The 26,801-nt window shown below is 57.5% G+C and carries 19 protein-coding genes and 1 pseudogene; 11 read left to right on the top strand and 9 right to left on the bottom strand.

Translation table 11 applies throughout. From position 1 onward, the window contains the following. Positions 1-59: 59 nt before the first annotated feature. The 9 genes from AC3WS9_RS00360 (at position 60) to AC3WS9_RS00320 (ending at position 7,093) form a co-directional block, all read left to right on the top strand. Complete coding sequence (locus AC3WS9_RS00360; protein WP_492486104.1) at positions 60-485, top strand: nuclear transport factor 2 family protein; 426 nt, start codon at positions 60-62, stop codon at positions 483-485. Beyond that, complete coding sequence (locus tag AC3WS9_RS00355) at positions 482-1,201, top strand: SDR family NAD(P)-dependent oxidoreductase (protein WP_492486102.1); 720 nt, start codon at positions 482-484, stop codon at positions 1,199-1,201. The genes AC3WS9_RS00360 and AC3WS9_RS00355 overlap by 4 nt, the downstream gene beginning before the upstream one ends. Next, positions 1,198-2,454, top strand: coding sequence for an NAD(P)/FAD-dependent oxidoreductase (locus AC3WS9_RS00350; protein WP_492486100.1), 1,257 nt, complete (start codon positions 1,198-1,200; stop codon positions 2,452-2,454). Before AC3WS9_RS00355 ends, AC3WS9_RS00350 begins: the two co-directional genes overlap by 4 nt. Next, the gene (locus tag AC3WS9_RS00345) at positions 2,451-3,173 is read left to right on the top strand and encodes a DUF1365 domain-containing protein (RefSeq protein WP_285157343.1); all 723 of its coding nucleotides are present in this window, start codon (positions 2,451-2,453) and stop codon (positions 3,171-3,173) included. The genes AC3WS9_RS00350 and AC3WS9_RS00345 overlap by 4 nt, the downstream gene beginning before the upstream one ends. Further along, a complete protein-coding gene (locus tag AC3WS9_RS00340) occupies positions 3,170-4,390 on the top strand; it encodes a class I SAM-dependent methyltransferase (RefSeq protein ID WP_492486099.1) in 1,221 nt (406 codons plus the stop codon). Before AC3WS9_RS00345 ends, AC3WS9_RS00340 begins: the two co-directional genes overlap by 4 nt. Continuing rightward, positions 4,387-4,872: a DUF2878 domain-containing protein gene (locus tag AC3WS9_RS00335; protein WP_492486097.1), complete on the top strand. Its 486-nt coding sequence runs from the start codon at positions 4,387-4,389 to the stop codon at positions 4,870-4,872. Before AC3WS9_RS00340 ends, AC3WS9_RS00335 begins: the two co-directional genes overlap by 4 nt. Next, entirely contained in the window at positions 4,869-5,414 is a 546-nt protein-coding gene (locus tag AC3WS9_RS00330; RefSeq protein ID WP_282492084.1) for a DUF3833 domain-containing protein, read from the top strand. The genes AC3WS9_RS00335 and AC3WS9_RS00330 overlap by 4 nt, the downstream gene beginning before the upstream one ends. After that, the gene (locus AC3WS9_RS00325; RefSeq protein WP_492486096.1) at positions 5,411-6,370 is read left to right on the top strand and encodes a YbgA family protein; all 960 of its coding nucleotides are present in this window, start codon (positions 5,411-5,413) and stop codon (positions 6,368-6,370) included. Before AC3WS9_RS00330 ends, AC3WS9_RS00325 begins: the two co-directional genes overlap by 4 nt. A 270-nt stretch (positions 6,371-6,640) precedes the next feature. Beyond that, the gene (locus tag AC3WS9_RS00320; protein WP_492486094.1) at positions 6,641-7,093 is read left to right on the top strand and encodes a SymE family type I addiction module toxin; all 453 of its coding nucleotides are present in this window, start codon (positions 6,641-6,643) and stop codon (positions 7,091-7,093) included. A gap of 164 nt (positions 7,094-7,257) precedes the next feature. On the opposite strand, the gene AC3WS9_RS00315 is transcribed toward AC3WS9_RS00320, so the two are convergent. The 3 genes from AC3WS9_RS00315 to AC3WS9_RS00305 all read right to left on the bottom strand — a co-directional run bounded on the left by AC3WS9_RS00315 (position 7,258) and on the right by AC3WS9_RS00305 (position 8,624). Further along, positions 7,258-7,893, bottom strand: a complete 636-nt coding sequence (locus AC3WS9_RS00315; RefSeq protein WP_492486092.1) for an SMI1/KNR4 family protein — start codon at positions 7,891-7,893, stop codon at positions 7,258-7,260. A gap of 140 nt (positions 7,894-8,033) precedes the next feature. Beyond that, positions 8,034-8,228 (bottom strand): CPCC family cysteine-rich protein, encoded by a 195-nt coding sequence (locus AC3WS9_RS00310; protein ID WP_492490291.1) that lies wholly within the window; start codon positions 8,226-8,228, stop codon positions 8,034-8,036. Positions 8,229-8,243: 15 nt separating this feature from the next. Further along, on the bottom strand, positions 8,244-8,624 hold the full coding sequence (locus AC3WS9_RS00305; protein WP_492486090.1) for a hypothetical protein: 381 nt from the start codon (positions 8,622-8,624) through the stop codon (positions 8,244-8,246). Between the two features lie 229 nt (positions 8,625-8,853). Here AC3WS9_RS00305 and AC3WS9_RS00300 point away from each other — a divergent pair. Next, a pseudogene (locus tag AC3WS9_RS00300) lies at positions 8,854-9,053 on the top strand (hypothetical protein); the annotation flags it as partial. On the opposite strand, the gene AC3WS9_RS00295 reads toward AC3WS9_RS00300, so the two are convergent. From AC3WS9_RS00295 to AC3WS9_RS00270, 6 genes are all read right to left on the bottom strand, one after another. Then, complete coding sequence (locus AC3WS9_RS00295) at positions 9,050-9,424, bottom strand: hypothetical protein (protein WP_492486088.1); 375 nt, start codon at positions 9,422-9,424, stop codon at positions 9,050-9,052. The pseudogene AC3WS9_RS00300 and the gene AC3WS9_RS00295 sit on opposite strands and share 4 nt — an antisense overlap. Before the next feature lie 3 nt (positions 9,425-9,427). Then, positions 9,428-22,261, bottom strand: a complete 12,834-nt coding sequence (locus AC3WS9_RS00290; RefSeq protein WP_492486086.1) for a hemagglutinin repeat-containing protein — start codon at positions 22,259-22,261, stop codon at positions 9,428-9,430. Between the two features lie 14 nt (positions 22,262-22,275). Continuing rightward, on the bottom strand, positions 22,276-23,925 hold the full coding sequence (locus AC3WS9_RS00285; protein ID WP_285158626.1) for a ShlB/FhaC/HecB family hemolysin secretion/activation protein: 1,650 nt from the start codon (positions 23,923-23,925) through the stop codon (positions 22,276-22,278). A 340-nt stretch (positions 23,926-24,265) separates the two neighbouring features. Next, positions 24,266-25,075 (bottom strand): lipoprotein NlpA, encoded by an 810-nt coding sequence (nlpA, locus tag AC3WS9_RS00280; RefSeq protein WP_103950242.1) that lies wholly within the window; start codon positions 25,073-25,075, stop codon positions 24,266-24,268. Between the two features lie 151 nt (positions 25,076-25,226). Further along, positions 25,227-25,625 carry a type II toxin-antitoxin system VapC family toxin gene (locus AC3WS9_RS00275; protein WP_492486083.1) on the bottom strand — a complete coding sequence of 133 codons (399 nt, stop codon included), beginning with the start codon at positions 25,623-25,625 and terminating at the stop codon, positions 25,227-25,229. Positions 25,626-25,627: 2 nt separating this feature from the next. Continuing rightward, complete coding sequence (locus tag AC3WS9_RS00270; protein WP_492490290.1) at positions 25,628-25,888, bottom strand: antitoxin; 261 nt, start codon at positions 25,886-25,888, stop codon at positions 25,628-25,630. Positions 25,889-26,231: 343 nt separating this feature from the next. Here AC3WS9_RS00270 and AC3WS9_RS00265 point away from each other — a divergent pair, with 343 nt between their 5' ends. After that, positions 26,232-26,801, top strand: a complete 570-nt coding sequence (locus AC3WS9_RS00265) for a TetR/AcrR family transcriptional regulator (protein WP_282492098.1) — start codon at positions 26,232-26,234, stop codon at positions 26,799-26,801.

Here is a 26,801-nt window from a genome sequence, read left to right as displayed (position 1 = left end):
TTTGTGCAAGTTTTAGTTATGGGTTTTATATCAGGATCGTCCACTGCAAGGGTGAATCAATGAGCGCCGTCATCGATCGGTTTATGAGTTACTACGCCGGGCTGGAAAACCAGCCGCCAACGGCGCTGCCTGCGCTCTATCACCCTGAAGCGGTGCTGATTGATCCCTTCGGTGAGCATCAGGGGCTGTTCGCTATTCAGCGCTACTTCACCCATCTGCTGGCCAATGTGGACCAGTGTCATTTCTCCATCGATAAGCCGTTCATCGACGGCGACCGTTTCGCCCTCACCTGGACCATGCACTGGTCGCATCCGCGTTTGACGGACGGCGAGACGCTGGCGCTGCCGGGCTGTTCCGTGGTGGAAATCCAGGACGGCACGGTGAAACGCCAGCGGGATTATTACGATGCCGGAGAGATGATTTACGAAAACCTGCCCGTCCTTGGTTGGGCGGTGCGCGGTGTGAAAAGGAGGGTGCGCCCATGATGACTGTCCTCATCACCGGCGCCAGCTCAGGGATTGGCGAGGGACTGGCGAAGTCCTGGGCGGATGACGGCTGCCGCGTCATCGCCTGCGGCAGGGATGCTGCCCGCCTTGAGGCCCTGCGCCAGTACAGCCCGCTGATCTCTCTGCGCCAGTTTGACATGACCGACGCGCAGGCCTGTCGCGAGGCGCTGGCCGATTGCCGCGTGGATCTCGCCGTGCTGTGCGCCGGAACCTGCGAATATCTCGATCGAGGGGTGATCGACGTCGATCTGATCGCGCGGGTAATGAGCGCCAATTTTACCGGGCCGATAAATTGTCTGGCTGCGCTGCAGAACACGCTCGCCCCCGGCAGCCGCGTGGTACTGGTCAGTTCGATGGCGCACTGGCTGCACTTCCCGCGCGCCGAGGCGTACGGCGCGTCCAAAGCGGCGCTGACGTGGTTCGCCAACTGCCTGCGTCTGGACTGGGAGCCGAAAGGCGTGGCCGTGACGGTTGTCTCCCCAGGCTTTGTCGACACGCCCCTGACGCGCAAAAATGATTTCCCGATGCCCGCGAAAGTGAGCGTCGGGCAAGCCGTGGCCGCCATCCGCCGCGGCGTGGCGAAAGGCCGGGCGCACATCGCCTTCCCCACCGGATTCAGTCTGGTTTTGCGTCTGCTGGCGTCTCTTCCGCAGTTTATGCAGAACGCGCTGCTGCGCCGGATGGTGCGCTCATGAACATCGCCATCATCGGCAGCGGCATCGCCGGGCTGACCTGCGCCTGGCGGCTGGCCGGGCACCATCAGGTGACGCTGTTCGAGGCGGCCCCTACCGTCGGCGGCCATACCGCCACGGTCGATGTCACCACGCCGTCGGGGGAGTATTCCATCGACACCGGGTTCATCGTCTACAACGACCGCACCTATCCGCGCTTTATGGGCCTGCTGAGCGAGTTAGGTCTCAGCGGACAGAAAACGCAGATGAGCTTTTCCGTGCATAACCCGGTAAGCGGCCTGGAATACAACGGCCACACGCTCTCGACCCTGTTTGCCCAGCGCCGCAATCTGCTGAACCCGACGTTCTGGCGGCTGCTCAGATCGATCGTGCGTTTTAACAAACTGGCGAAACAGGCGCTGCGCGAGGGCTCCAGCAACAACCACACCCTGCAAACCTTCCTCGATCAGCACCGTTTTAGCCCGTTCTTTGCCCGGCATTACATCCTGCCGATGGGCGCAGCGATCTGGTCCTCGTCGTTGCAGGAGATGCGCCGTTTTCCGCTGGCGCTGTTTTTACGCTTTTTTGAGAATCACGGGCTGCTGGACATCACCCATCGTCCCCAGTGGTACGTGGTGCCCGGCGGATCGCGCGAATATGTCCGCGCCCTCGTCACGCAGCTGGGCGATCGCCTGACGCTGCGCACGAATGCGCCGGTGCAGAAGGTGATCCGCCATCCCCACCGCGTGGATATTGAGCTTGCCGACGGAACGCACAGCTTCGATCAGGTCATTTTCGCCTGTCACTCCGGGCAGGCGCTGGCGCTGCTGAATAACCCAAGCCTTGCGGAAAAGCAGATCCTCGGCGACATCGGCTGGCAGCGTAACGAAGTGGTGCTACACAGCGACCGGCGCTGGTTGCCGGTGCGCGAGCGCGCCTGGGCGAGCTGGAACTATCGCCTGAGCGACCAGGAGCACAACAGCGCCTGCGTCACCTACAGCATGAATATTTTGCAGGGCCTGCCCGCGGGCGCGCCGCTGTTCTGCGTCACCCTCAATCCGGATGCGCCCATCGACGAGCGCGATGTCTGGCAGCGCTTTGTGTATGAACATCCGCAGTTCAACCCCAAAAGCTGGCGCGCCCAGTCGCGTCGCGCCGAGATCAACGGCCAGCAGCGAAGCTGGTTCTGCGGCGCTTACTGGTACAACGGTTTTCACGAAGATGGCGTGCGCAGCGCGCTCGACGTGGTAACGGGGATCGCGAGGGCCGGAACATGAACAGTTGCCTCTATCAGGGCGTGCTGCGTCATCGCCGCCTGCTGCCCCGGCCACACCATTTCCGCTACAGCCTGTTTATGGCGTGGCTCGATCTCGACGAGCTGGCGATCCTGCCGTCGCTGGGTATCCGCCGCAACCGCTTTGCCGCCGCGTCGTTTTACGACCGCGACTATCCGCTGGGCGAGCCGCTCAAAGCGCAGGCTCTCGCCAGGCTGGAGACGCTGACCGGCGAACGCCCCGACGGGCGGGTGATGCTCCTGACCCAGCTGCGCTATTTCGGCATCCATTTCAATCCGGTCAATTTTTACTACTGTTTTGACCGCCAGGACGTGCTGCGCTGGGTGCTCGCCGAAGTGCGCAACACGCCGTGGAACGAGCGGCATTACTACGCGGTGAACGGCCAGGAAGCGCGCCCGATGGCGAAAGCCTTCCACGTTTCGCCGTTTAATCCGATGGATATGGTCTACCACTGGCGTTTCAACTGCCCGGCAAAAACCCTGCACATGCACATTGAAACGCATCAGGAAACCAAAGTGTTTGATGCCACGCTGATGCTGACCCGTCAGCCCCTGACCCGCCCGGCGCTGCGTTCGCTGCTGTGGCGCATCCCGCTGATGACGCTCAAAACCGTCCTCGCGATTTACTGGCAGGCGCTGCTTTTGTGGCTCAAACGCGTGCCCGTCCATCCCCATCCCGCCAGCAGGAGTGAACGCTCATGACCGATCCCGTTTATGCGCTTGAGCCAGATTATCCGCGCAACGCGCGCATGGCGCGCTGGCTGCTGTTCCGCCTGCTGGGAGACTTGCAGCAGGGTTCGCTGACCGTGCGCGAGGGCAACCAGACGTTCCATTTTGGTGACGCCAGCGCGGCCCTGCACGCCGAGGTGGAGGTGCTTTCTCCGACGCTTTACCGGCGATTGCTGACCGGCGGAAGTCTTGCCGCCGCCGAAGCCTGGATGGACGGCGAGTGGGAGACGCATCAGCTCACCACGCTGCTGCAGATCCTGGCCCTCAACGGCAAAATCCTGGGGCGGCTGGAGAGCGGATTCCGCCTGCTGGGCAAGCCCGTCGAACGGCTCCGCCACTGGGCGCGCCGCAACCATCGGCAGCAGGCGCGGGAAAATATCGCCGCCCATTACGATCTGGGCAACACGTTTTACGCCCAGTTTCTCGACGAAGAACTCCTCTACTCCAGCGCCCTGTTTACCTCGCCGGATCAGGATCTGACCGCCGCGCAGCAGGCCAAAATGGCGCGGCTCTGCGATCAGCTGGCCCTGACGCCGGACGATCACCTGCTGGAGATCGGCACCGGCTGGGGCGCGATGGCCGAGTTCGCCGCCCGCCAGTACGGCTGTCGGGTGACCACCACCACCTTATCGTACGAGCAGTTTTGCTGGGCGCAGGCGAGGATTGCCCGCGCAGGTTTACAGGACAAGGTGCAGGTTTTGCTCTGTGACTACCGCGACTTAACCGGGGAGTTCGACAAGCTGGTGTCGGTGGAGATGATCGAAGCCGTCGGCAAAACCTTCTTGCCGGAGTTCTTCCGCACCTGCCAGGCGCGCCTGCGCCCCGGCGGCAAAATGGCGATTCAGGCGATCACCATTCAGGACCAGCGCTACCGCAGCTACAGCAAAAGCGTCGATTTTATTCAGCGCTACATCTTCCCCGGCGGCTTTTTGCCGAGCATCACGGCGATGAGCGATCTCATGACGCGCCACACGGATTTCGTGGTGCGCAACCTGTTCGACATGGGCCCGGACTACGCGCGCACCCTGACGCACTGGCGCACCCGCTTCCTCCACGCCTGGCAGGATATTGAAAAACTCGGCTTCGACGAACGCTTCCGCCGCATGTGGCTCTACTACCTGGGCTACTGCGAAGCGGGGTTCAACGCCCGCACCATCAGCGTGGTGCAGCTGACGGCAGAGCGCGTATGAACCGTCACGTGCAGGTCTTCGTCCTCGCCATCGCGTTCGATTTTTACTGGACGATGGTGGTGATCTTCCGCGAGCGCGGGGTGATGGTGTGGCTCGCGCTGGCGCTGCTTGCCTGCCTGATGCTCAAACCAATCCAGCGACTGTACGCCATTCTGCTGGCGGTCGCGGGGAGTTCTCTGGATACGCTCTGGTCGCTGACCGGCCTGCTGCGTTTTAACGGCGAAGGGATTTTGCCGCTGTGGATGATGGCCCTGTGGCTGATGTTCGCCTGCGTCTGGACCCAGCTCAGCACCACCACCGCCCTGCCGCGCTGGCTGCTGGTGCTGATGGGTACCGCAGGCGGCCCGGTGGCCTATTTTCTTGGCGAGCGTCTGGATGCGATCGTCTTTCAGGCCCCGGCCTTCATCGTCCTGAGCTGGATGGCGATGGGATGGCTGGTGCTGATCCTCTTTTTCCACCTGCTGGTCGGGAGGCAACCATGAAACGTTTTCTGGCGGTCAGTCTGGCGGCGCTGATGCTGCTGGCGGGCTGCAGCACGGATATCAGCGAGTATCAGGGCAAAACGCCCAAACTCGATATCTTCCGTTATTTTCAGGGCCAGACCGAAGCATTCGGCATGGTGCAGGACCGCAGCGGGAAGCAGATCCGTCGCTTCCACGTGGCGCTGAACGGCGAAGTGCAGGCCGATACCCTGACCCTGAGCGAGCAGTTTGTGTATGACGACGGCGAGAAACAGCAGCGCGTGTGGCACATCCGGCGCGTCAGCGCCGATCGCTATGAAGGTCGTGCGGGGGATATCGAGGGGGTGGCGACAGGCCAGGCGGCGGGAAACGCCTTCAACTGGCGCTACAGCATGAACGTCAAAGCCGACGGCAAAACCTGGCTGTTGCACTTCGACGACTGGATGTATTTGCAGGACGACACGCATCTTTTCAATAAAACCGCGATGACGAAGTTTGGTTTCAACGTCGGCACCGTCACGCTTTTCTTCACCCGGAAAGACAGTAAGGGGGCAACACCATGAACACCAAACCCACGCTCGGTATTAGCGGATGTCTGACGGGCTCAGCCGTGCGGTTTGACGGCGGGCATAAACGCATGAATTTCCTGATGGATGCCCTGGCGCAGTGGGTGACGTTCAAACCCGTCTGCCCGGAGATGGCGATTGGCCTGCCCGTTCCGCGCCCGGCGCTGCGTCTGGTGAAAGCGCCCGACGGCGACATGCGCGTGCGCTTTACCTTCGCGCCGCACGAAGACGTGACCGACAAAATGACCGATTTCGCCGCGGACTATTTGCCGGGTATCGCCGGTTACGACGGCTTTATCGTCTGCGCCAAATCCCCGAGCTGCGGCATGGAGCGCGTGCGGATCTACGATGAAGCGGGCAACCCCGGCCAGAAAGAGGGCAGCGGGGCGTTCACCGCCGCGATGCAGGCAAAATACCCGTGGCTGCCGGTGGAGGAAGACGGTCGGCTGCACGACCCGGTCCTGCGCGAGAACTTCATCGCGCGGATTTTCGCCCTGCACGAGCTGAACGCGATCCGCGCCAAAGGCCTGACGCGCCGCGCGCTGCTGGCGTATCACAGCCGCTACAAACTGCAGCTGCTGGCCCATAACCAGGCGGCGTACCGCGAGATCGGCCCGTTCGTGGCGTCGATGCACGAGTGGCAGGGTCTGGAGGCGTTTTTTGTGGCCTACCGCGACAAGCTGATGGCGATCATGAAGCAGCCCGCTTCACGTAAAAACCACACCAACGTGCTGATGCACATTCAGGGCTATTTCCGCGAACAGCTCAACGCCCGCCAGCGCCTGGAGCTGCGCGAAGTGATCCTCAACTACCGCGCCGGGCAGCTGCCGATCCTCGCCCCGCTCACGCTGCTCAAGCATTATCTGGCCGAGCATCCTGACAACTATCTTCTGACGCAAAACTATTTCGATCCGTATCCGCAGGATCTGGGGCTGCGGCTGGCGATTACCTGAGACTTTAAAACATAGTTCAAAACGAGAGACCCTGGCCCGAAGGTCCTTATATGCCACACTTTTAGACGACAAACCTCACTGTCGTCTTTTTTTGTTTATGGTTATTTGTTTTCCTGAATCCGCCTCGCATTTTTTAATTTTTCCCGTAAACAAGGCACTGTATTTTTATTCAGTTCGGTATAATGGGGGCAGCTAAAAAAGAGATCGCGGTATAAAGGTGTGTCACCACCTGTATACCGCTAACCACAAACAACTATCAAGGAGTTGAATATGGCTGACAGCGATATTAAGCCAGAAGTGATTATTGCCAAAACAGATTCTGAAACTTTGGCCAATATTTCCAGAAACCGCGAAGCGGTACGCAAAAATGGCGTTCGTGCTGTTGAAAAGAAAGCAAAAGGGATTTCTAAAAGCGTACGACGTATGACGGTGAGTTATGTCAGCACCCGCCACTACGATCGCAAGACCGAGAGAACCCGGCGCTACACCCGCAGCGCCAGCCTGCGCCTGAACGGCCACTGGATGGAAGAAGCCGGGTTTACCACCGGCACACCGCTGGATGTGCGGGTGATGCCGGGGTGTCTGGTGATCACCACCCGCCCGGAAGAGACATCTTTTATGAAAGACCTGAACAAGATCAGCCGTTTGCCGGAGAAAGAGCAGGAGCAGGTGAGGCGGTTTTTGACGGGGGTGGCAGCGAAGGTGGTGCTTGAGGCGGTGTGAATGGGGAAGAAAACCCTCTGGATAAGGGCGGGTTTATCCTGTTGTAGTTTTGATATATTAATTAATCTTTCAGCTATTTTTTTAAGCACCGCTATCACTGCCGAAAAAATGTTGACACCCACGTACCGGCCTACAGATATTCACATACCCCTGAACAATAATAACTACTCTTGAGTAATCATCTTAATACTATTCCCATCCGGAATATCTCTTATTTGCAATGCAAGATTTGCTCTTGCTATCAGAGATTTATAAGTACATTCCAAATACAGGTTCTCAATATCATATTCACCTCCAGTGACAAATGGAATTTTAGGAACCAATCGATGACCTGGCGGAATAGCCCCATGTAATTTTTGCCATGAATGCGCCAAAGAATAACCAGTTAATATATTATAATCGTTCAATATCAAATGACACCAGTCATTGATAGTTTCCGCTATTTTACTAAAATCTGCGGTTTCTGGATCAAAGCTATAAATCCCATCGTTTCGTACGCAAAACTGACTTCCAAACACATCCTCCGCAAAATAAAATGCGTCAAGAGCCATATCATTGTAATAAGCTATCCAAAGCGATTTTTCATTCCAGTCCAGCAAACCTATTTCTTCATCTGTTGATTCATAGGGGAAAACATGCAAAGCAGACTCAAAACCATAAAATCCATTTTTTACAGCTAATAATTCCTTCAGTTGTTCACATACGGATGAGCTAGTTAACACAGAACAATTATGGTTCGCATGTTTAGTTGATAACTCATCACCACAAATGGATACTAATTTTTTCACATAAAAGCCCATTGTTCCTCCATCAGTGTTTATCGTCACAGAAGTACTGCCAGGTAAGTGATGTTCTTGCAGGCGTTACGACTGACGTAGCGTTTGAGTCTATGTGAATGGGGTAAACAAAACCAACCGGGTAAGACGGCGGGATTTACACTTTATTTGGATTTGATTAAAAATTCCTTTCGAGCTTCCAGAAGACTCAACGTGTTTGCTCCGCCTGGAAAGTCCGGATCTGACGACTGAACTGGATCGTCTTCCCAATCGCAGATAGGGCAAATCTCATAATTCCCAAGCTCACCTATCGTCTTATTGCCGCAGCATGGGCAAGGATAAAATTTGCTTTCTGTCATTGCTTGTTCCAATACTCAATTCCCTTTCCAGGCCTGAACACCATTAATGTTTTTGGGCGCAAAAGTGTTTTTTTGAGGATTGTAATACAACGTATCACCATTCGAGCGCATTTTGGTCAAAATACCTTCCGGTGGGTTTGTCACGAAGTCATGAGTAGCATCAACATATTGCCTGGAGTTTTGAAACTCTGGAAATTCTGTCTTGTGCTTATCCCAATGACCATAAGTATTTAAGACAGGGTCGTCCTTTTTAGTTTTCGTCCATATTTGAGTATCTTTGTCTTTTCCACTGAGTTGGGTCTCGCTATTGCGACCGTTTTCCTCATATTCTGGCCCCCAACCTCCAGGCGTTCCTGAACCCGCTCCACCGTATTCGGCTTTATCGGCATCGGACATATCCTTACCAATATTCGGCTGGTTTTATTTCTCGTCGTCCCCTGACGTACATGCACGGCCGAAGGAACAATGCGCAGCTGCGTTTAAAGATTCGCCTATTTCATTCAGTTTCTTGTCCAGGGCCGAAGCCATTGTCTGGTGCGCATCCTGGACTGCATCGCCTGTATTCGTTCCCGCGACTGGCGGCGGTGGCACTGGTATTGCCAGCGCATTATTCTCAACCTCCATTCGCGAACTGTGGGGCTGTACCGAGGAGTTAAGCGTTGCCCGGTCAACCGCAAGAAGATGGTGCAGTGGCTGGAGACGTTTCCGGGAGCGCTGAACGACACCACCGATATGCCGGTGTACAAATGCGGGGATGGCGCTGTATGTAAAGGCGGATCGTTACAGATAAAAAGATCCCGGCGACTTGGCCGGGATCATAACTAACACTCTGACATCAAAGGGCTGACTGAAGACAACACATCAATAACATCGTCTGAAGTAACAATTATGTAATGAGCTATCGACTCGCTGTCATGTATACCAACACTTTGTTCTGTAAACCATTTTAAAAATGCAGAATCATCAACGGTATAAATACCTACCAACATTTCTCCATTCTGTTCTTCCTGCATTTTTAATAGATCACCTTCATCAGTCAGCCTGAATGAGTGAATCCAATCAAACACAACTTTAAATTTACTCGCCCCTACCGAAACAAAAACTAGCTCAAGCGAGCCTGATACATATCCAACGCGCTCTAGCTGGCTTTTTTGCAATGAATACTCACAGTCAAATTTCATTAATTTTTCAGTCATATGTTACTCATCATATCTAAATTTGATCCTGTTCTTACCTGATTGGATTTCTAATGTTGGTCTGCCATCTGTGCTGCGCTCACGCACAATTACAGTCCTGCCATCAGGTAATTTCCCAACTCTTCCGCTAGGGATATCTTTTATGTCGCTTGGTGCTAGAGCATCAAATTCTTTATTAGCAGCATCACTTCCACCAGTACGCTCGAACAATTTTGAACGTCCTGTAGTTTCTTGCCCTTTTGAGGATGACGACGTTAAATCTTCAACCGTTATGCTTTGATGATCATTATTCCGCGCATTTTCCTCATCCTCCGGCCCCCAACCTCCCGGAGTCCCTGACCCCGTACCACCCAGCTCAGCTTTGTCGGCATCAGACAGATCCTTGCCTGCATTTGGTTGGTCCTGTTTCTCATCACCACCAAACATTCCAGCAATGATGGCACCAATACCCGCACCAGCAGCGCCGCCTGCAGCACCACCACCAGAGTTACCAATAGCGCTGCCACCTCCATGCATGACATCGACCCCGATGGTACAGGTCATCGGTGTACATCCACTCAGCGCATTATTCTCCACCTCCACCCGCGCCGCATTCGCACCGCTCGACGCCGAGAACGTATCTCCGCCCACGCTACCGCCTGCCGCGGCTCCCACTGCCGTCGCAAGGTTGCTGATAAACGTGCGCTGGTCGGCATCCAGGTCTTTGACGTCTTTTCCATAAAACGCCTTCGACAGGCTTTCACCCACCAGGGCTGCTGACGCCATCCCGCCTGCCGCGGCACCCAGAGTGTTGCCACCCTGAACTTCCGCCAGCGCTGCCGAAACTATACCATGCAGCGCTATTCTCGCCGCCTCTCCGGCTCCCGTTTTCGCTGTCGCATCCTTCACCAGCTTCGCCACATACGGCGCGGCTCCCGCTGCGACGCCGGCCTCAACATTGCCGCCCAGTATACCCGCTATCAGCCCCGTCGCACCCGATGTCGCCCGCCAGAAATCACTCCCCGGGCCGTACTCTTTCGCGGCATCGATGTAACGGCTGTCGCTTTTCAGCGCAGCATCCAGTTCTGCCGGGGTGGCCTGAGGATTTTCCCTGCTCAGCTCGGCTTTCAGCTCCGCATTTTTACCCGCGGCCTGCTGCTCCATGGCCGTTTTGTAAGCGTCGGCGGCCTGGATCCCCAGCGCGGTTGCTGCGGACTGGATTTCCAGCTTGTCCTTGACCTTATCCGCATCAAAGCCGTCTTTCACACTGTGGTTCGCATTCGCCGTATCCCGGCTCAGGTCAGCCACATCCTGCTTCTGATTATCCCTGTCGCGGATGGTGATGGTGCCGTCGGCGATGGCGCTGTGCGTGGTCCCGCTGTCGCTGCCGGACGCATACGCCAGCCCCGTGGACGGCATTCCCTGTGAGACCGGCTCATACTTCCCGGTTTCACTGTTGAACGCCGTGCCGCCTGAGACCGTAAATCCGGTCTGCTTCCCGCTCCACTCAGACTGATTGTGAATGTCGTTCCAGCCCAGCGTGCCCGTATCAAGATGGTTTTTATCCGCCGTGGCCGTCGAGGCGATAACCGCCCCGTCAAGCTGGGTGTGGTTACCAACGGTGATATCAAACCCGCCTTTCCCGGCGTAAATTCCGCTCTGGTCCTTCACTGAATCATAATTATTGTTCAGTTTTTGCGAGTCCATGCTCGCGCTGCCCTGGACCACGTTGCCGACACACACCGGTGGTATGCAGACGCTCAGATTCACGCCTGACGAGCTGGATTTGCTGTCGTAGTTCGCGCTGTCCTGCACGCTGGCAATAGTCAGATCCCGTCCAATATCGGCGATGACTTTATCGCCGCTGAGTTCCGCCCCGGTCAGGGTGGTATCACGGCCACTGATAATGTTCAGAATATTGTCAGCATGAACGTTGCTGTTTTGAGTCGTCTTACTGTCGCCGTCGGCGCGGCTCTGGTTCTGGCTGGAGCCAAACTCACCGGTAAAGCCGTTCTGACTCCCGCCCATCGAGAAGCCAACGCCTGCGCTTATCGAATTCCCGCTGGCGCGGTTTTTCAGGGTGTCGGTGTCCGTTGACGCATTCAGCACAATGTCGCGTCCGGCATTCAGCGTGACGTTTTTACCTGATATATCAACGCCATTCCCGGCTATATCATTGCGCGCTTTGATGATGACGGAGTCCCCGGCGTGCAGGGTGCTGCCCTGTTGCTGGCGGCTGGACTGGTCCTGCTCCTGAGAGGTTGTGCCCGCCGTGGCGGTCACACTCACCTTAAAGGCGGACGGGTCCATGTTGCCCTGCATGGTCTGAGTGGCCGCATCCAGCCCGGCCTGGGTGGCATAGATCCCGGTCAGACGCGGATCACGATCATCCTGCGCGGAGCGCGCAGTCCGCTCAATGTTCTGCGCCGCACTGGCTGCCCAGCCGGAGACCTGACCCAGCAGGCCATACTGCGTTGATGAGGATTCACTGTGGCTTTTCAGGCTGTCTTCACTGACGTCGAACAGCACGTTGTTGCCGCTGACGACCAGTGATTTCCCGGCGCTGATGTCGGCTCCGTGAACGGAGACATCATTCCCGGCCTGCAGGGAGACATTGCCTTTCTGGCTGGTGATGTCGCTGCGCAGGGTGCTTTGCTGATTACTCTCGGTATTTGAACTGTATTCATCCTTACGCCACCCGACCATGCCGCTGTAACCATCCCCGCCCAGATTACCCACCATCGAGTGGCTACCCGACTGGCTCTGCTGAGTGGCGTTATTACCGGTGGTGATGTTGATGTTGCCCTTGTCGGCAGCAATCAGCAGATCGTTGATGGCATTCAGCGAGCTTCCGGCGATATTGACATTGCCTTCATGGCTGTTGATGTAAATATCCGACCCCGTGATCAGGGAGGCGTTTTCCCGGGTACTGTTGCGCTCAGTTTTACTGTTCGAGTTGTCCATGGCATAAGGCAAAATGCTGTTGCCATTGTCCGGTGAGCCATTGACAGCACGGGACGCAGCACCCGGTCCAGCGATGCCATCAGTCACGCTCCAGCCCTTGCTGCTGGCTTTACTGCTCAGGTGTTCAGAGTCGGTTGACGTGACAATCGCCACATCACGTTTCGCATCCATAATCACCGCTTCACCGGCGCTGACCTGGCTGCCGCTAATCAGGATATCGCCATGACCGTTTTTCCCGGTGGCGTTGAGCTGAACGTTCCCCGCCGCGTTAAGTGAACTGCCGGAGTTAAAGACACCTTCGTAATGGCTTTCACTGTTTGATGATGATTTGCCATAGGTCATCGGCAGCGAGGTGCCCATCCCCATATCCGCACCCGTAGCCCCTATCTCGTTACTCAGCTGTTTGGCTTTGGTGATGCTGTCGCTGTCTGAATTAGCGATGTCACGGATATTGCGAATACCATTGATGATCGGGTCAGCAACCGAGACGGTCAGGCCGCTGCTGTGACTTGATTGCTTCGTGTCCTGAGTAATACGGTCACGCCCCGGCAGAATGGCGATGTCGCTTCCGGTAATGTCGATGTGCCCGGTTTTACGGTCGGTATCGCCCGCTTCGCGACCTGCCACCACGTCGGTTGCGCTGAGGGTAACCTGTTTCCCGGCGTTGATAACGACATTGCCACCCGTCGTGCCAATCACGCTGCGGGAGTCGCTTTCCGTGACTTCCGCCCCTTTGCGCTCGGATTTGCTGGACTGAGAACCGATGGTGATCCCGAGGCCGCCACCGCCGAAGACGCCGCTTTTTTTCGTGCTTTTCTTGTCGTAGTAGCTGGCCGTGTTTTCTGCCGCTTCAACGGTGACATTGTTGCCCGCATTCAGGGCGATATCGCCATCAGCCGCCACCGCCGAGCCACGAATAGTCAGGTCATTCCCTGCCTGCAGGGTGACGTTATCGCCACTCAGCAGTGTGCCTTTTTCGGTGGTGCTACTCTCTTCGTGGACTTTGTGAGTGGTTGTTTTGCTGAGGAATCCGCTGCTCGTTTTCAGGGATTCCTGATAGGCATAATCACTTTCCGTTGCCGTAGAAAGATTGATGTCCCGCCCGGCGGCAATGCCGACATCCTGTGTGGCCAGCACGCTGGTGGCTTCCGAATTGACATCACGACCAGCGATGACCACGGTGTTGCCGCCGCTGGCGATCTCGGTGCTGTCCTGGCGCACCGATTCATTGATGACGGTTTTCTTTTTCGAATGGTAGCTGTCGCCGTCGGTGGTTTCTTCCGCCAGCAGGTTCACGTCGCGCCCGGCCTGTATGCCGACATCTTTCTCCGCCGCCAGCGCTGCCGCCTGCGAATTAATATCCTGCCCGGCTTTCAGCACCAGGTTTTCACCCGTGGAAATCGTCGTGCGATCGACGCCGGTGCTGTGGGACTCGCTCTTACCCTTCCCGCTGCTGGTGCTGGTCTGCTCCGCGTTAAGATTCAGATCGTTACCCGCGCTCAGCCCGGCGCTGCCGCCGGCTTTCAGGTCGCTGGCGCTCAGGTCGATGTTGTTCCCGGCGTTGATGCTGAGGTTGCCGCCCGCATTCACCGTGCTGCCCTGGTACGTCACGGACGAACGGCTGGTTTTAGCCTGGCTGGAGCTGTAGGCGTCGTTGATCTGATTGGCGTTGACCGCGATATCGCCCCAGGCATTCAGCAGCATATCGCCGCCCGACGCGAGGTTCGCACCCGTCACGGTGATGTTTTTACCCGCTTCGAGCGACAGGGAATCCTGCGCCGTGATCGAGGCCGTGGTGCCGAGGACGGTGTCTTTAATACTGACGTTGCTGTATTTGCCTTTGGCATTGATATCAATCTGATCCGCCAGCGTCAGGTTGTTGATGCTGCCGTCGAGGCTCGCCAGCTGCACCGTTTTGCCGCTGATGGTGGAGCTGATATTGTTGATATCGCCGATGGCGCTCAGGTTGAGATCGCCGCCCGCTTTGATCAGGCCGTTGTTGAGGTTGCTGATGCTGTTCTGGCTGTCGAGCGTCAGGTTGTTGCTCGCCACCAGCGTGCTGCCGCTGTTGGTAATGTTGCCGCCGGTCAGGCTGACGTTGTTGCCCGCGATCACGCTGCCGTTGTTGACGGTGACGTCCTTCGGCGAGAGATAGACTTTCGGCACCATCACCGTTTCGCCGTTGATGGTCGCTTTTTCCCACCACAGGATGCTGTGGTCGAGGGAGGCGATCTGATCGGCGGTCAGAGAGACGCCGAACTGCAGGCCCAGCGACTGCTGCGCGGCGGCGGCGCTGTCCATCAGGTAGCGCATCTGATCGAGATCGGAGCCGACGCCGTTCAGGTAGCGGCTGCCCGTCTGGTTGAGCACCGTATTGCTGACGTAGCGCGTATCAAACGCCGCATCGCCGAGGAAGCGGTAGTCGTAATCCGGGTTGAGGTTGAGACGGCCCAGCATGTACGACGACCCGAGCACCTGTTTTTCATCGGTGAAGGCGGCGCGCGTCTCCTGTGGAGCGCTGGTCGACGGCTGCGTGCCGAGCATTTTGTTGAGATCGGCAAAAAGGGCGGGATCGAGCTGCCCGAGGCCGTTGAGTTTCGGGTTGACGTTAATCAGGTACGGGCTTTTTGGATTATCGGAAACCACAAAATAGCCGTTGTTGCCTGATGGCAGCGGGTAGGCGCTGGTATCGACGGTTTTGCCCTGATACTGCCCGGTTGCACCGCCTTTGGCGGTGTTGAGGTCCGCCGTGGTGATGCCCGCTTTTGCCAGCTCGCTGAGCTGACCGAGGCTGGCGTTGCCTTTTTGGCTGGTGGAGATGTTGCTGAGCGAGGTGCTGCTTGCGCCGCTGCTGTCCAGCGCGCCGCCGCCGTTGATTTGCTGCAACGCGCCCTGGAGTTGATCGTTCCACTGCGGGGAGTTGACCGCGACCACGCCGGTGTTCGCCAGGTTCTGCTTTTGTGTACCGCTGCCGATGGATTGGTTACTGAGGGTGTTCAGCGTCGGCGCAGAGATTGTGTTGCTGACGCCACCCGCGTTCGCGGTGGTGTTGGTATTGCTGATGTTGTCAGTGAAGTTGGCGTTGACGTTGCCACCGGCCTGGATGACGGAGCGCAAGGTTCCTCCCTGAGCCGTCTCCGTCGTCGTGCCGGTTAAAGTATAGATAAAGGTCGAGTCACCGCGTGGGCTCTGATAACCCCATTCTGAGGATGTCCCACCGGTAGAGTTAGTAAATTTATATACGTAATAGCTGCCCGTGGTACCTGACTGATAGCTCTCGTTGTTTAACTGACTACCCGAGAGAGAAACGTTACGGTCAGCCAGTATCAAGCTGGATTTGTTGTCCAGGTTGCCTGCACTGATCGCCAAGTCGCGCCCTGACGCAATGCGTCCCGCACCGCCCGTTGCGCTGGCATCCATATGGGCCACGGAACCAGCAAATTTTAGCTCTAGCGCCTCTTCAGTTGGGGAATAGTAAGAGTTGTAGATGTCGTATTCGATTGCACAAGTGCAGTTACGATAGCCAGTGCTAATACTATTCGTGATTTTGTAAGACGTGGAAGGAAGGCTTCTGACCAAAAATTCCATGGTCGCATCGCCAACATTTTCAGCCAGTTGAGACGTTTCAGTCCAGCTGTTGACCGTCAGCCCCTCCCGCGTATTAAGCAGATGAACCGTCTTAATCCCGATATCACCATTCTGCGTCTCAATCGTCCCCGACGTATTCACCACTTCACTGTTCGCATTCCCCGCCGCGTCTTTCTGCATCCACAGATTATTTCCGGCAAGAATGTCGCCGCGCTGGTTGGTGATGCTGTTGGCGTACAGCGCCAGATTGTTCGCGGCGTACAGCAGGGCGGTGTTGACGATCGATCCTGGCGCGCTGAGCGTCAGGGAGCCGCGGGTGCCGGTGAAACCGTCCACGGTGATATTGCCCCGGCTGGCGATGGCGATATCGCCGCCACCCTGGATCGTCCCGGCACCGTTGAGCGCCACGGTGCTGCCGGAGAGCGCACTCGCACCGCTGCCGGTTGTCAGTTGCCCGTTATTGGTCAGCGCGCCGCCCGCGGTCAGATTGACCGCCTGGCCCTGCATCACGCTGCGGTTTTCGATTGCACCGTTGCTGCTGATACTGAGGGTTTTCCCCGCCGCGATTGCCGTTTTCCCGGTAAACGCATTCGTGAGTTTTAAGGTCAGATTGCCCAGCGAAACCAGCTGGCCGACTGCATCCAGCCCTTTACTCTCCAGCCACAGATCGCCTCCGCTGAGCAACTTACCCGCCGCGCTCTGGGTAACCTGATCGGCGTCAATCGTCAGTTGGCTGTTGCCGAGCAGCGTCCCGCTGTTGGCCAACTGGCCATAATTCACCGCCAGCGTTCCCGCCTGGGTGGTGCCCTGGTTTACCAACGTATTGCCCGTCAGCGTGGCCTGATCCGCAAGCCAGGTGCCGCCGTTAGTTGCCGTCGCCGCGTTGAGGATCAGGTTCGTCGCCTGAAGCCAGCCCGCGCCGGTGAACTGCGGCGTCGTCAGCGTCAGACGCGCGCCAGAAAGGAGTTTGCCGTCGTTGCGTGCCTGAGTGTTGGCGGTGACGTTCGTCTCACCGCCGCCCTGCATCAGGCCGTAGTTAAACAGGGATGGCGTCGTTACGGTCAGCCCCTGACGGCTGACGATCTCCCCGCCTGCGTTGTTGGTCAGCGCTCCGCTGAGGCTAAACGTCGCGCCGTTATCCCCCTGCAATCGCCCGCTATTGGTCAATGCGCCGCTGGTCACGCCGAGCGTTGCGCCCTGGATTTTTCCGTCGTTAGCGAGGGAGGCGGCGTTGAGATTTAGCGCCCCGCCGGTCAGCATCGTCCCGTTCTGCTGCTGGGTGATGGCCCCGGTCTGGGCCAGCGTCAGTCCGTTCACGCCGCTGATCGCCCCGCTGTTGCTGAGAGTTGTCCCTTTGAGCGTCAGGTTTTTCGCCGCCCACTGGCCCTGATTGTTGAGCGACATTGCCTGCAGCGTCGCGCTGCCCAGCGCAGTGATTTTGCTGCCTGCGCCGTTGGTCAGATTATTTGCCAGCGTCATTTGCAGCGCGTCGGCGCTCTGCACCGCGCCGTTGTTGGTCAGCGACTGGGCATCCAGCAGGATGTTTTGCCCCTGCCAGGACCCGTTATTGGTGACCGTCCCGGAGGTAATGTTCAGCGTGCCCTGCGTGAGCAGCGCCCCCGACGCGCCGTTGATCAGCTCCAGCTGCGGCGCAGCCATCGCCACGCGCGCCATCAGCTGCTGTTGGGCCTTCAGCGTCAGGCTTTGCAGCCCCGTCAGCGTTCCCTGGTTGTTGATACTGGTCTGGCGCAGAGCGAGGGTTTTCCCCTGCACCGCCCCGCTGTTTTTAAGCGTACTCCCGCCGAGCCGCATATCCCCTTCGCCCAGCAGTTGACCCCGGTTATCCAGCGTCTGCGCGGTGATTGCCGTGTCGCCCTGGCTCATCAGCGCGCCGGTTGAGGTGAGCGTGCCGCCAACACTGGCGGTTAACGCCCCCTGGCTGAGGAGCGATCCGCCGTGCGTCCAGCCGTCCGCCGTTACCGTTACGCCGTTGCCCTGAAGCGTGCCCTGGGTGGTTAGCTGCCCGGCATCCAGCGTCAGCGCCCCGCCGGTTAGCGTTTTTGACGCCGCGCCGGTGACGAGCGAATCACCCGTCAGCGCGAGAGCATCGGTGCCCTGCCACAGCCCGCTGTTATTGAGTTCGCGGGCGTTTAGCGTCAGGGTTTTGCCCATCACGCGGCCTGGGTTTAGCAGACTATCGGCGGTGAACTTCACCGCGCCGCCGCTCTGTAGCAGGCCGGTATTGGTTATTTTGCCGCTGAGGTTTCCGGTGAGCCCTTTCAGGCCGTTGACCGTCCCGCTGTTATCCAGCGACGAGCCCGTCAGGCCCAGGTTTTCCCCCTGAAGGGCCCCCGCGTTGCTAAGCGTTCCACCGTTCAGGGTAAGCGCGCCGCCAGAGAGCCATTTACCCGCCGCGTCGTTGCTGATCCGACCGGCCGTCGCATCCGCCCGATCGTTGCCCTGTATCAGGCCGCTGTTGCGGATCTCGGTGGCCCCCAGCGTTAGGGTTTTGCCTGCCAGCGTCCCGGTATTGGTCAGGGTGACGGCGTTCAGTGCGGCGTCATTTTTGGCGACCAGTCCGCCCTGATTATTCAGGGTGTTGTGAAGGGTCATCTCCAGCGCATCCGCATGAATATCACCGCTGTTGAGCAGATCGTTGCCCTTCACCGTCAGGCGCTGATTGACCTGCATCAGGCCGTGGTTTTCGAGCTTATCAAGATCCAGCGAGAGCGCGCCGCCGCTCACCAGCTGTCCGTTCTGGCCGTTGGTCAGCGAGCGGGTGGTCAGCGTCAGGCCGTCGTTGCCTTGCAGAATGCCGTTGTTCGTCAGCTGCGGCGTAGTGAGCGTCAGCGTTTTCGCCGCCAGCTGCCCGTCGTTAAAGAGCTGCGCCGCCGTCAGTTCAAACAGATTTTGGCTGAGGAGCGTGCCCTGATTATCCAGGCGTCCGCCAGCGTTGAGGGTAAGACGATCCAGCGCCTGCACCGACCCGCTGTTGCTGATGGCGTCTGCGGTGACAGAGGCGTCGCGCGCCTGAATCTGCCCCTGGTTGCTTAAGGATTTGCCGCTGAGCGTCAGCGTTTCGCCGCCGGTGATTTGCCCCTGCGCCTGGTTGTTGAGTCCGCCACCGGTCCAGGTCAGCGCGCTGCTCCCCTGCAACAGACCGCTGTTTTGCAGGTCGCCGCGCAGGGTCAGCACTTTCGCCAGCAGCTGCCCGCGGTTGTTGATGTTCGCCGCGTTCAGATCCAGCTTTTGCTGGCTCAGCACGTTGCCGTCGTTGGTCAAGGATTTGGCGATCGTCGCGGTGATGCCCGCTTCGCCCAGCGCGTTGCCGCTGTTGATCCACTCGCCGGTCGCCAGGTTGAGGGTTTTGCCCTGCAGCAAACCGGCGTTGGTGAGTTTGTCGTTTTGCAGCCGCACGTCCCCGCCGGAGAGCACTTTGCCGTTCTGCTGGTTGTTGAGCTGTGTTCCCGTCGCCGTTAGCGCAGTTGTCCCCTGCAACGTACCGCTGTTGGCGATGGTCCCCGCGTTGAGTTGCACATTCGCTCCGGCCAGCAGCCCGCTGTTCAGCAGCTCCGGCGTCGCGAGCGTTAGTCCGTTGCGGGCGATAATTTGTCCGCTGCTGTTGTTTTGCATCTGGCGAGACAGGTTGAGCAGCAGGTTCGTCGCGCTCAGCTCCCCGCTGTTAGTCAGCGTCGCGCCGCGAAGGGTCAGCGTGCCGTCGCTGCGTATGGCGCCGCCGTTCGTGACCTCGTCGGCGTTGAGAGTAAGAATGTCATACCCCTGCATCACGCCCTGGTTTTGCAGGGTATTGCCCGTCAGTTGCAGGTTTTTTGCCGCTATCTGACCGTCGTTTAGTAGCGTCGAACCTTTAACGTTCAACGCATCGTCGGCCAGCAGACGACCGGCCGTCTGGTTAGTCAGCGAGTTGCCATCAAGACGCAGATTTACGCCGTTGATTTCGCCGCTATTGGTCAGCGCATTGCCCTGCCACCCCAGATCGGCGTCCGTGGTGATGAGACCGCTGTTGTTCAGTTCCGGCAGATTGAGCGTCAGGTTACGGGCGCTATAAATCGCGCCGCCTGTCAGGTTATCCAGCGTGGTCGCCCGCAGGGTTAGCAGGGTGTTTCCCTGCAACAGACCGCTGTTACTTATCTGTTTGCCATCGAGAGTCAGGACGTCGGCCACCAGCGTGCCGCTGTTCGCTATCGCGTCCGGTGCTGTGAGGGTGATGCTGTCCGCTTTCGCTTTGCCGCTCTGGTTGATGCGCTGCCCGTTGAGGGCGATAGCATTCGCCGTGAGTTCACCGCGCTGGGTGATGCCGTCGGTGGCGCCAAAAGAGAGGGTTTTCGCCGTGGATGTGCCGCTGTGATCGAGGTTCTGTGCCGAAGCGCGCAACGCGCCTTTTGCCGCCTGCACGCCGCCAAGATCCGCGCTATTTGCTTGCAGGGTCAGATCCTGACCGCTCTGAAGATGCGCGTCAGCGCGGGTGGTGAGATTTTTGCCGCTGACGGACAGTGCGCCCGCGGCGTCCGTCTGGCCGTTGAGATCGGCGAGCTGGGCGGCGGTGAGCTGGATGTTGCCCTGGCTGGTGGTTCGTGAATCTTTGCCGCTGGTGAGGGTGTCGGCATCCGCCGTCAGCGCTTTTGCCCCGGAGAACACGCCGTTTTGCACCAGCGCGCCCGCTTTGGCACGCAGCGCACCGTCCGCCACCACGCTTCCGCTATTGCGAAGAGACTCGCTGGCGTTCAGTTCCGCATCGCCTTTGGCAGTGAGGGTGCCCTGCTGGTTGAGCGTCCCGGCGCTGACCTGCAGCTGGCCGCCGCTTTGCACCGTGCCGCTGTTGGTGATGTTTTTCCCGGCAAGGGTGACGCCGTTGCCCTGCAAGGTGCCGCTGTTCGTCAGGCCCTCGGCCTGTACGCTGGCGCGCCCCTTCGCCGCCATCAGGCCGCTGTTGTCCAGCTGCTGGCTGGCGCTCGTCAGATCGCCACCCGCGTTAAGTTGCCCCTGGCTGGTGATGCGCTCACCGCTGAGATCGATATTGCTCGCCGCATCGGCGCGGCTGCGATTATCCAGCGTGAGCTGTTGTCCCTTAAGCGCAAGATTTTTACCTGCCGACACCGCGCTGCCCGTTGCGGCCAGCGTGCCGCCGCTGGTGAGCGTGGTCTGCGTGTCGCTGCCGAGCGTCGCGTTGTTGAGCGTCAAATCCTGACCGCTGTTCACCGTCAGCGCCGCTTTACTGGTGGCGCTCCCGCCGCTCATCTGCAGTTTGCCATCATTGGTCAGGCGCATTTCGCCGCCGCTCACCAGGGTGCTGTTATTCAGCGCGATATCCTGCGAGCTGGCGACGTTGAGCGCCCCGCCCGACTGATGGCTACCGTTGAGCGTCACGCCTGCGCCTTTGGCGGTAATCGCTCCGCTGGCGAGGCTGTTCGTGACCGTCAGTTTACCGTTGGCATCCAGCTGAATATCGCCCTGACGGGCATTCAGATTACCGAGGTTCACCCCCACGCCTTTATCGCTCGACACCAGGCGAATGCGGTTGGCGTACATACCGCCCAGGGCGCTGGTATCCACCGCGATGACAGGCGCGACCCCTTCACCGGCGATGACTTTTACGCTGCCATCTGCGCCGACGCGGTTTGCCCCCGCCGTCACCGTCAGATCCCGGGCGTGGATCGCCGCATTGACCTCGGTAGCGCGGGCGATGATCGACAGGGCATCGCTTTGACTGGCATCCAGCCCCTGGCCTTCAATGGTGATCGCCCCTTTGCTGACATCCAGCGCCAGCAGGTTCCCGTTCGCGTCGAACTGCGGTTTGCCGGTGGTTAAGGTCACATTCGGGGTGTTGATAAATCCGCAGCCGTTACAGGTGATGCCGTAGGGGTTGGCGACCATCACGCTCGCCGCTTTTCCGCCGACTTCCGTATAGCCCTGGAGCTGAGAACGACTGCCGCCCGTCACTTCGTTGATAATGCCTTTCGCTTCTTTGCCCGCCACCAGGTTCGGGTTGTTCTGGATCAGGCCGCCGAGCTGCGTCTGGGTCAGACGGTCGGTGGCGTTATTGAGGATCACCCCTTCTTTGCCAACGTTGTAGCTGTTGAACTGGTTATGTGAAATCCCCGCCCCATTCGGCGGGGCGATATTCACCACCGGCACCCCGTTCCCGGCCTGATCCATCGTGGTCTTTCCGCCAGGCGTCATCACCGCCGCAAACGCGGGGGCGACGGGCTGCCAGACCATCAGGCTGCAAACCATCCAGCTAATCAGACGCTGTGAGAGACGAACAGGGGGGTGACGAGTATCCATAGTCATCAATTCTCTTAAAGCACGAAAGCAATGCGCCAGTTGACGCTGATGTGGTCCGGGCCGAGCCAGTCGGGATAGTGCACCGGCGTCCCCACGGAAACCTGGCTGCTGTACCAGCGCCCGGCGCTGCTGAGGCCAATGGAGGCGCCCCACAGGGTGCCGGACGCGTAGCGATCTTCACGGTCTTTTTCCAGCCAGCCGCCGTCGAACGCCGCCGTGGCGCTGACCTGGCCAATTACCGGGAGGGTAAACAGCGTGTAGCCGAGTTCGTTGCGCAGATACCCGCCGTTATCGCCGGACAAATACTGCTCTTTGAAGCCGCGCACCGAGCTTTCGCCGCCCAGGGTCAGGCGCTCAGAGCCGTATAACCGATCGGGTGACCACTGGCCGTAGGCGCTGGTCAGCCACCAGAGATTGCTGGTTAGCGGACGCTGAAAACTGGCGTTGAGGCTCCATTTACGGAATTCTGCGCGCGGCATATCGCCGGATTTGTCTTCATCCGTCTCGGCGTTGAACCACGGCATCCCGTGGCTGTAGGTGGGGTTGAAGGTCGCCACGCCACCCGCCATTTTTTGCGTATGGGTGATACCGACAATCAGGCTGGAGAGGTTGCGGGTGCTGCTTTGCAGCGGCGCATCGTTGAGCCAGTTACGGCTCGAGCGCTGTACCGCGCCCAGCGTCAGGCCGGTTTTGACGTCGCCGTTGCGATATACCACCCAGGAGCCATTGAGGCGGTGCGTTTTGGTGTCGCCCGTCGAGACCCACTGGTAGCCCATGTTATCGAGTGTGGTCCGGTAGTTGCTCCACGCATAGCTGTAGTCCAGCAGGCCATAGCCGAATGGCACGCTGACGCCCGCCTGGAAACTTTGCGCGTCATACGCGGTGGCAAAATCGCTGCTGCGCCCGCCGCTCACAAACCACTTATCGGCCAGCCCGAGGAGATTATTCCCGGTCAGACCGCCATTGAGCTGATCCTCACCGGTACTCTTTTGCCCGCTATTATCCAGACTGATGGTCGCACTTAACGGAAATTCGGGTTGCGCAGTAAGATTAACCACTGAATATCCCGGCTCTGACGCCGGAATAATTTCAATTTGCACGGGCGTGGTACGCAAACGGTTAATTTGCTCCATCCCTTGTTCGATATCCCGTAAATTAAGTACGCGCCCCTTAAGACCTGGAAACGCCATTTTGAGCATTAAGGGTGTTTCGCCTTCAAGGCGAATATCTGCAAGCTTTCCTTCCAGCACCGCAATATTGAGCTGACCACCAGAGAGATCCTGTTCGGTGAGAAAAGCGCGGCTGGTGATATATCCTCGGCTGATATACCAGTCAGAAATTTGTGCTGTTAATTCAGTGATTTTCGCCATATCCAGACACTGATTTTCCCAGGGTGTCAGCAGCTTCTGCTGAGCTTTAGGGGAGATCAGCGTCGCCCCCGTCAGGGTGATATTCTGGATGCGAAAACAGGGCCCGGTTCCTGTTGCGACAGGCGCTGGTGCCGTGGGTTTTGGCAGAGGGATCGAGCGCTCTAATTCTTCACGTTGCTGTTGGTTCTGTAATAACAGCTGCTGTTGCTGCTGTTGGATTGTGTCGCGGTCCGCAGGAGAAAGCGGGGCTGCCTGAAGAGTAAAGGTGCTCACGCCTGCAATAAGAACAGCCATGCGATAATTGACGAGAGAAATGGCGTTAAATAACCTGAACACCCTGTTCATTTTGTTCCTGGATTGATGTATTACAAATTATTTCAGAACTATAAGGCGAGCGTTATTTCGAGTAAATAGAATTTTAGATAAGCACTCAGTTTTTACTGAATATGTGACTGCCGTACAATTAATGGCTATTAATAATAGAATCGTTAATTCATCAAACAAATATATTATTTTGTTAATGATTTTCAGCACGAAATATTTTTCGCCATTATGCCGGGCTTACACCAAACAGCCCAGGCGACATCAAGGACACCGGATCAAACGTGAAAGGCGGGTTGCCCCGCCACACGTATCACCAGCCCGGCACCGCCCCGCCGTTAAAGATTTTTTCCGCCGCTTTCGCCACTTCCGGCGACTGGTACGACTGAATAAATTCCTTCACGTTTTCAGCGTCTTTGTTGTCTTCGCGCGTTACCACGATATTCACGTAAGGCGAGTTTTTGTCTTCGATAAACACCCCGTCATGCACCGGCGACAGCCCGGTTTGTTGCAGGTAGGTGGTGCTGATGATCGCTACGTCCACTTTTGGGTCATCCAGCACGCGCGGCAGCTGCGCGCCTTCCAGCTCCATGATGTTCAGTTTTTTCGGGTTGGCGGTGATGTCGAGCGCCGTTGGCAGCAGGCCGACGTCCGGTTTCAGCGTAATCAGCTTCTCTTTTTGCAGCAGCAACAGCGCGCGCCCGAGGTTAGTCGGATCGTTAGGTATGGCAATGGTCGCGCCATCCTTCAGCTCGGAAACGGCTTTGACCTTGCGGGAATAACCGGCCATCGGGAAGACAAAGGTATTGGCGACGGCCACTAATTTATAGCCGTGCGCTTTGTTGTCTTCGGCGAGGAACGGGCGATGCTGGAACACGTTCGCATCCAGTTCACCATGGTTGGTCGCATCGTTGGGCAGCAGCGAGCCGCTAAAACCAACCAGTTCAACATCAAGCCCGTACTTCTCTTTCGCCACTTTTTTGGCGACTTCCGCCACGTCCTGCTCGGCGCCGTTAATCACGCCGACTTTAATGTGTTTGGCATCGCTGCCACCCTGGTCACAGCCCGCCAGCAGCAGGCCCGTTAGAACTAATGCACCAAATCGAGGTAAAGAGAGTTTCACGAGACAGATCCTTTTGATAAACGTTTAAACGACTATATCGACAACGAAGCGGTACGCTAAAAACCGAAAAAGAATCAACCAGAAGGAAAAGTTATATGTGTACGGACGACTTTGTAGGCCCGGTAAGCGCAGCGCCACCGGGCGTCAGGCGTTACAGAGACGTGGTCCAGTCTTCTACGTTCAATCCCTGAACCATGCCGAAGGCGCGATCGTTGGTGACAAAAGTGGCACCGCGACTCACCGCGTGGGCAGCGAGAAGTTGATCGAGCGCCCCCATGACTTTTCCCTCTTTTTCCATTGATGCGCGCAGCGTGCCATAGCTTTCCGCGGCTTCACGATCCCAGTCACATACGGTGACGGTCTCAAGGAAAGACAATATCGATTCCTTCAATTCAATACTTTGTTTCCTGGCGATGCCATACAACAGCTCTGCCTCCGTAATGCTTGAAATGCACGTATCGTCAGGGGCAATGCAGGACATTTTGTTTAACACACCGGGATGTTGCCTGAACATATAGCTCACCATATTGGTATCCAGCATATGTCTCATCTCTACACTCCCGCGAACGGATCTCTGTCCGCGATTCCCTGATTCCGCTCTTCTTTACTCAAAAATGAATCAGGTACTGTTGTCTTCTGCAGAAGACGTAAAAAGTTATCCCAGGTTTTTGGCTGGGTAGTTTTCGCCGACAATACGACATTCCCATGTTCATCTCTGCGGATATAGACACTATCCGTATCAAATTCAAAATCAGCCGGCAGTCTGACGGCCTGACGACGGCCCTTTTTGAAGATTTTTACTGTGCGTTCCATTGCCACCTCTGCGGGTTTATTGACCAGGCCAAAGAATGAGCCATCGGGGGGCAGAGTGACAAGCATCGCGATGCAAATTCGGAAAGCGCCTCGCAACTTATAGTAGGCCCGCTAAACACAGCGCCTTCCCTATTGGAAAAGAGCCGTGCTCTCCTTATTTTCAGCGCAATTTGACTCTCTCACAGCTTTATCTTCATAAAAACTCCTTATTCTCTCCTTTATTTCGTTGTGGAAATATCCTTTCAATATGTAAATAAAAAAAGCGCTTTCCAATACCTTCCTGAAACGTATAATAACCAAAAATGAGAACGATCATTCTCACTCTCAGCGCGGCGGGAAAACGATGAGCACAAAGCTAGAAGAACGGCAGAAACAGCGGCAGGACGAGATCATCACTGCGGCGCGGCGCTGCTTTCGCGCCAGCGGATTTCACGGGGCCAGCATGTCGCAGATCGCCAGCGAGGCGAAGCTCAGCGTCGGGCAGATCTACCGTTATTTCAGCAACAAAGATGCCATCATCGAAGAGATGATCCGCCGCATCATCGACTACCGCATCGCGGAGATGGAAGACAAAACCCAGACCGACCGCATGCCGCAGATCCTCGCCTGGCGCCAGACCCTGAGCGAAGACGACGATGCCCTGATGCTGGAGATGTCCGCCGAAGCGACCCGCAATCCGCTGGTGGCGGCGATGCTGGTCGAAGCCGACGCACGCATGTTCGCCAACGCCTGCGAGCACCTGAAAAAACAGTGCCCGCACCTGAGCGAAGAGCGCATCCGCTGCTGCGTAGAAATTACCGCCGTGATGATGGAAGGCTCCATCTACCGTCGGTTGACCCCACAAAAAGTGTCAGCATCTGAATTAGAGAAAATTTATCGGGAAATACTCAATATGCTTCTCATAGTGAATTAA

It is taken from the genome of Lelliottia sp. EB106-05-01-XG201 (assembly GCF_058791735.1).
This window is presented reverse-complemented; position numbering and strand designations above follow the sequence as displayed.

Excerpts from the sequence above, each read along its gene's own strand:
- AC3WS9_RS00360 (WP_492486104.1), top strand. The coding sequence starts at position 60 with ATGAGCGCCGTCATCGATCGGTTTATGAGTTACTACGCCGGGCTGGAA.
- AC3WS9_RS00355 (WP_492486102.1), top strand. The coding sequence starts at position 482 with ATGATGACTGTCCTCATCACCGGCGCCAGCTCAGGGATTGGCGAGGGA.
- AC3WS9_RS00350 (WP_492486100.1), top strand. The coding sequence starts at position 1,198 with ATGAACATCGCCATCATCGGCAGCGGCATCGCCGGGCTGACCTGCGCC.
- AC3WS9_RS00345 (WP_285157343.1), top strand. The coding sequence starts at position 2,451 with ATGAACAGTTGCCTCTATCAGGGCGTGCTGCGTCATCGCCGCCTGCTG.
- AC3WS9_RS00340 (WP_492486099.1), top strand. The coding sequence starts at position 3,170 with ATGACCGATCCCGTTTATGCGCTTGAGCCAGATTATCCGCGCAACGCG.
- AC3WS9_RS00335 (WP_492486097.1), top strand. The coding sequence starts at position 4,387 with ATGAACCGTCACGTGCAGGTCTTCGTCCTCGCCATCGCGTTCGATTTT.
- AC3WS9_RS00330 (WP_282492084.1), top strand. The coding sequence starts at position 4,869 with ATGAAACGTTTTCTGGCGGTCAGTCTGGCGGCGCTGATGCTGCTGGCG.
- AC3WS9_RS00325 (WP_492486096.1), top strand. The coding sequence starts at position 5,411 with ATGAACACCAAACCCACGCTCGGTATTAGCGGATGTCTGACGGGCTCA.
- AC3WS9_RS00320 (WP_492486094.1), top strand. The coding sequence starts at position 6,641 with ATGGCTGACAGCGATATTAAGCCAGAAGTGATTATTGCCAAAACAGAT.
- AC3WS9_RS00315 (WP_492486092.1), bottom strand. The coding sequence starts at position 7,893 with ATGGGCTTTTATGTGAAAAAATTAGTATCCATTTGTGGTGATGAGTTA.
- AC3WS9_RS00310 (WP_492490291.1), bottom strand. The coding sequence starts at position 8,228 with ATGACAGAAAGCAAATTTTATCCTTGCCCATGCTGCGGCAATAAGACG.
- AC3WS9_RS00305 (WP_492486090.1), bottom strand. The coding sequence starts at position 8,624 with ATGTCCGATGCCGATAAAGCCGAATACGGTGGAGCGGGTTCAGGAACG.
- AC3WS9_RS00295 (WP_492486088.1), bottom strand. The coding sequence starts at position 9,424 with ATGACTGAAAAATTAATGAAATTTGACTGTGAGTATTCATTGCAAAAA.
- AC3WS9_RS00290 (WP_492486086.1), bottom strand. The coding sequence starts at position 22,261 with ATGGATACTCGTCACCCCCCTGTTCGTCTCTCACAGCGTCTGATTAGC.
- AC3WS9_RS00285 (WP_285158626.1), bottom strand. The coding sequence starts at position 23,925 with ATGGCTGTTCTTATTGCAGGCGTGAGCACCTTTACTCTTCAGGCAGCC.
- AC3WS9_RS00275 (WP_492486083.1), bottom strand. The coding sequence starts at position 25,625 with ATGAGACATATGCTGGATACCAATATGGTGAGCTATATGTTCAGGCAA.
- AC3WS9_RS00270 (WP_492490290.1), bottom strand. The coding sequence starts at position 25,888 with ATGGAACGCACAGTAAAAATCTTCAAAAAGGGCCGTCGTCAGGCCGTC.
- AC3WS9_RS00265 (WP_282492098.1), top strand. The coding sequence starts at position 26,232 with ATGAGCACAAAGCTAGAAGAACGGCAGAAACAGCGGCAGGACGAGATC.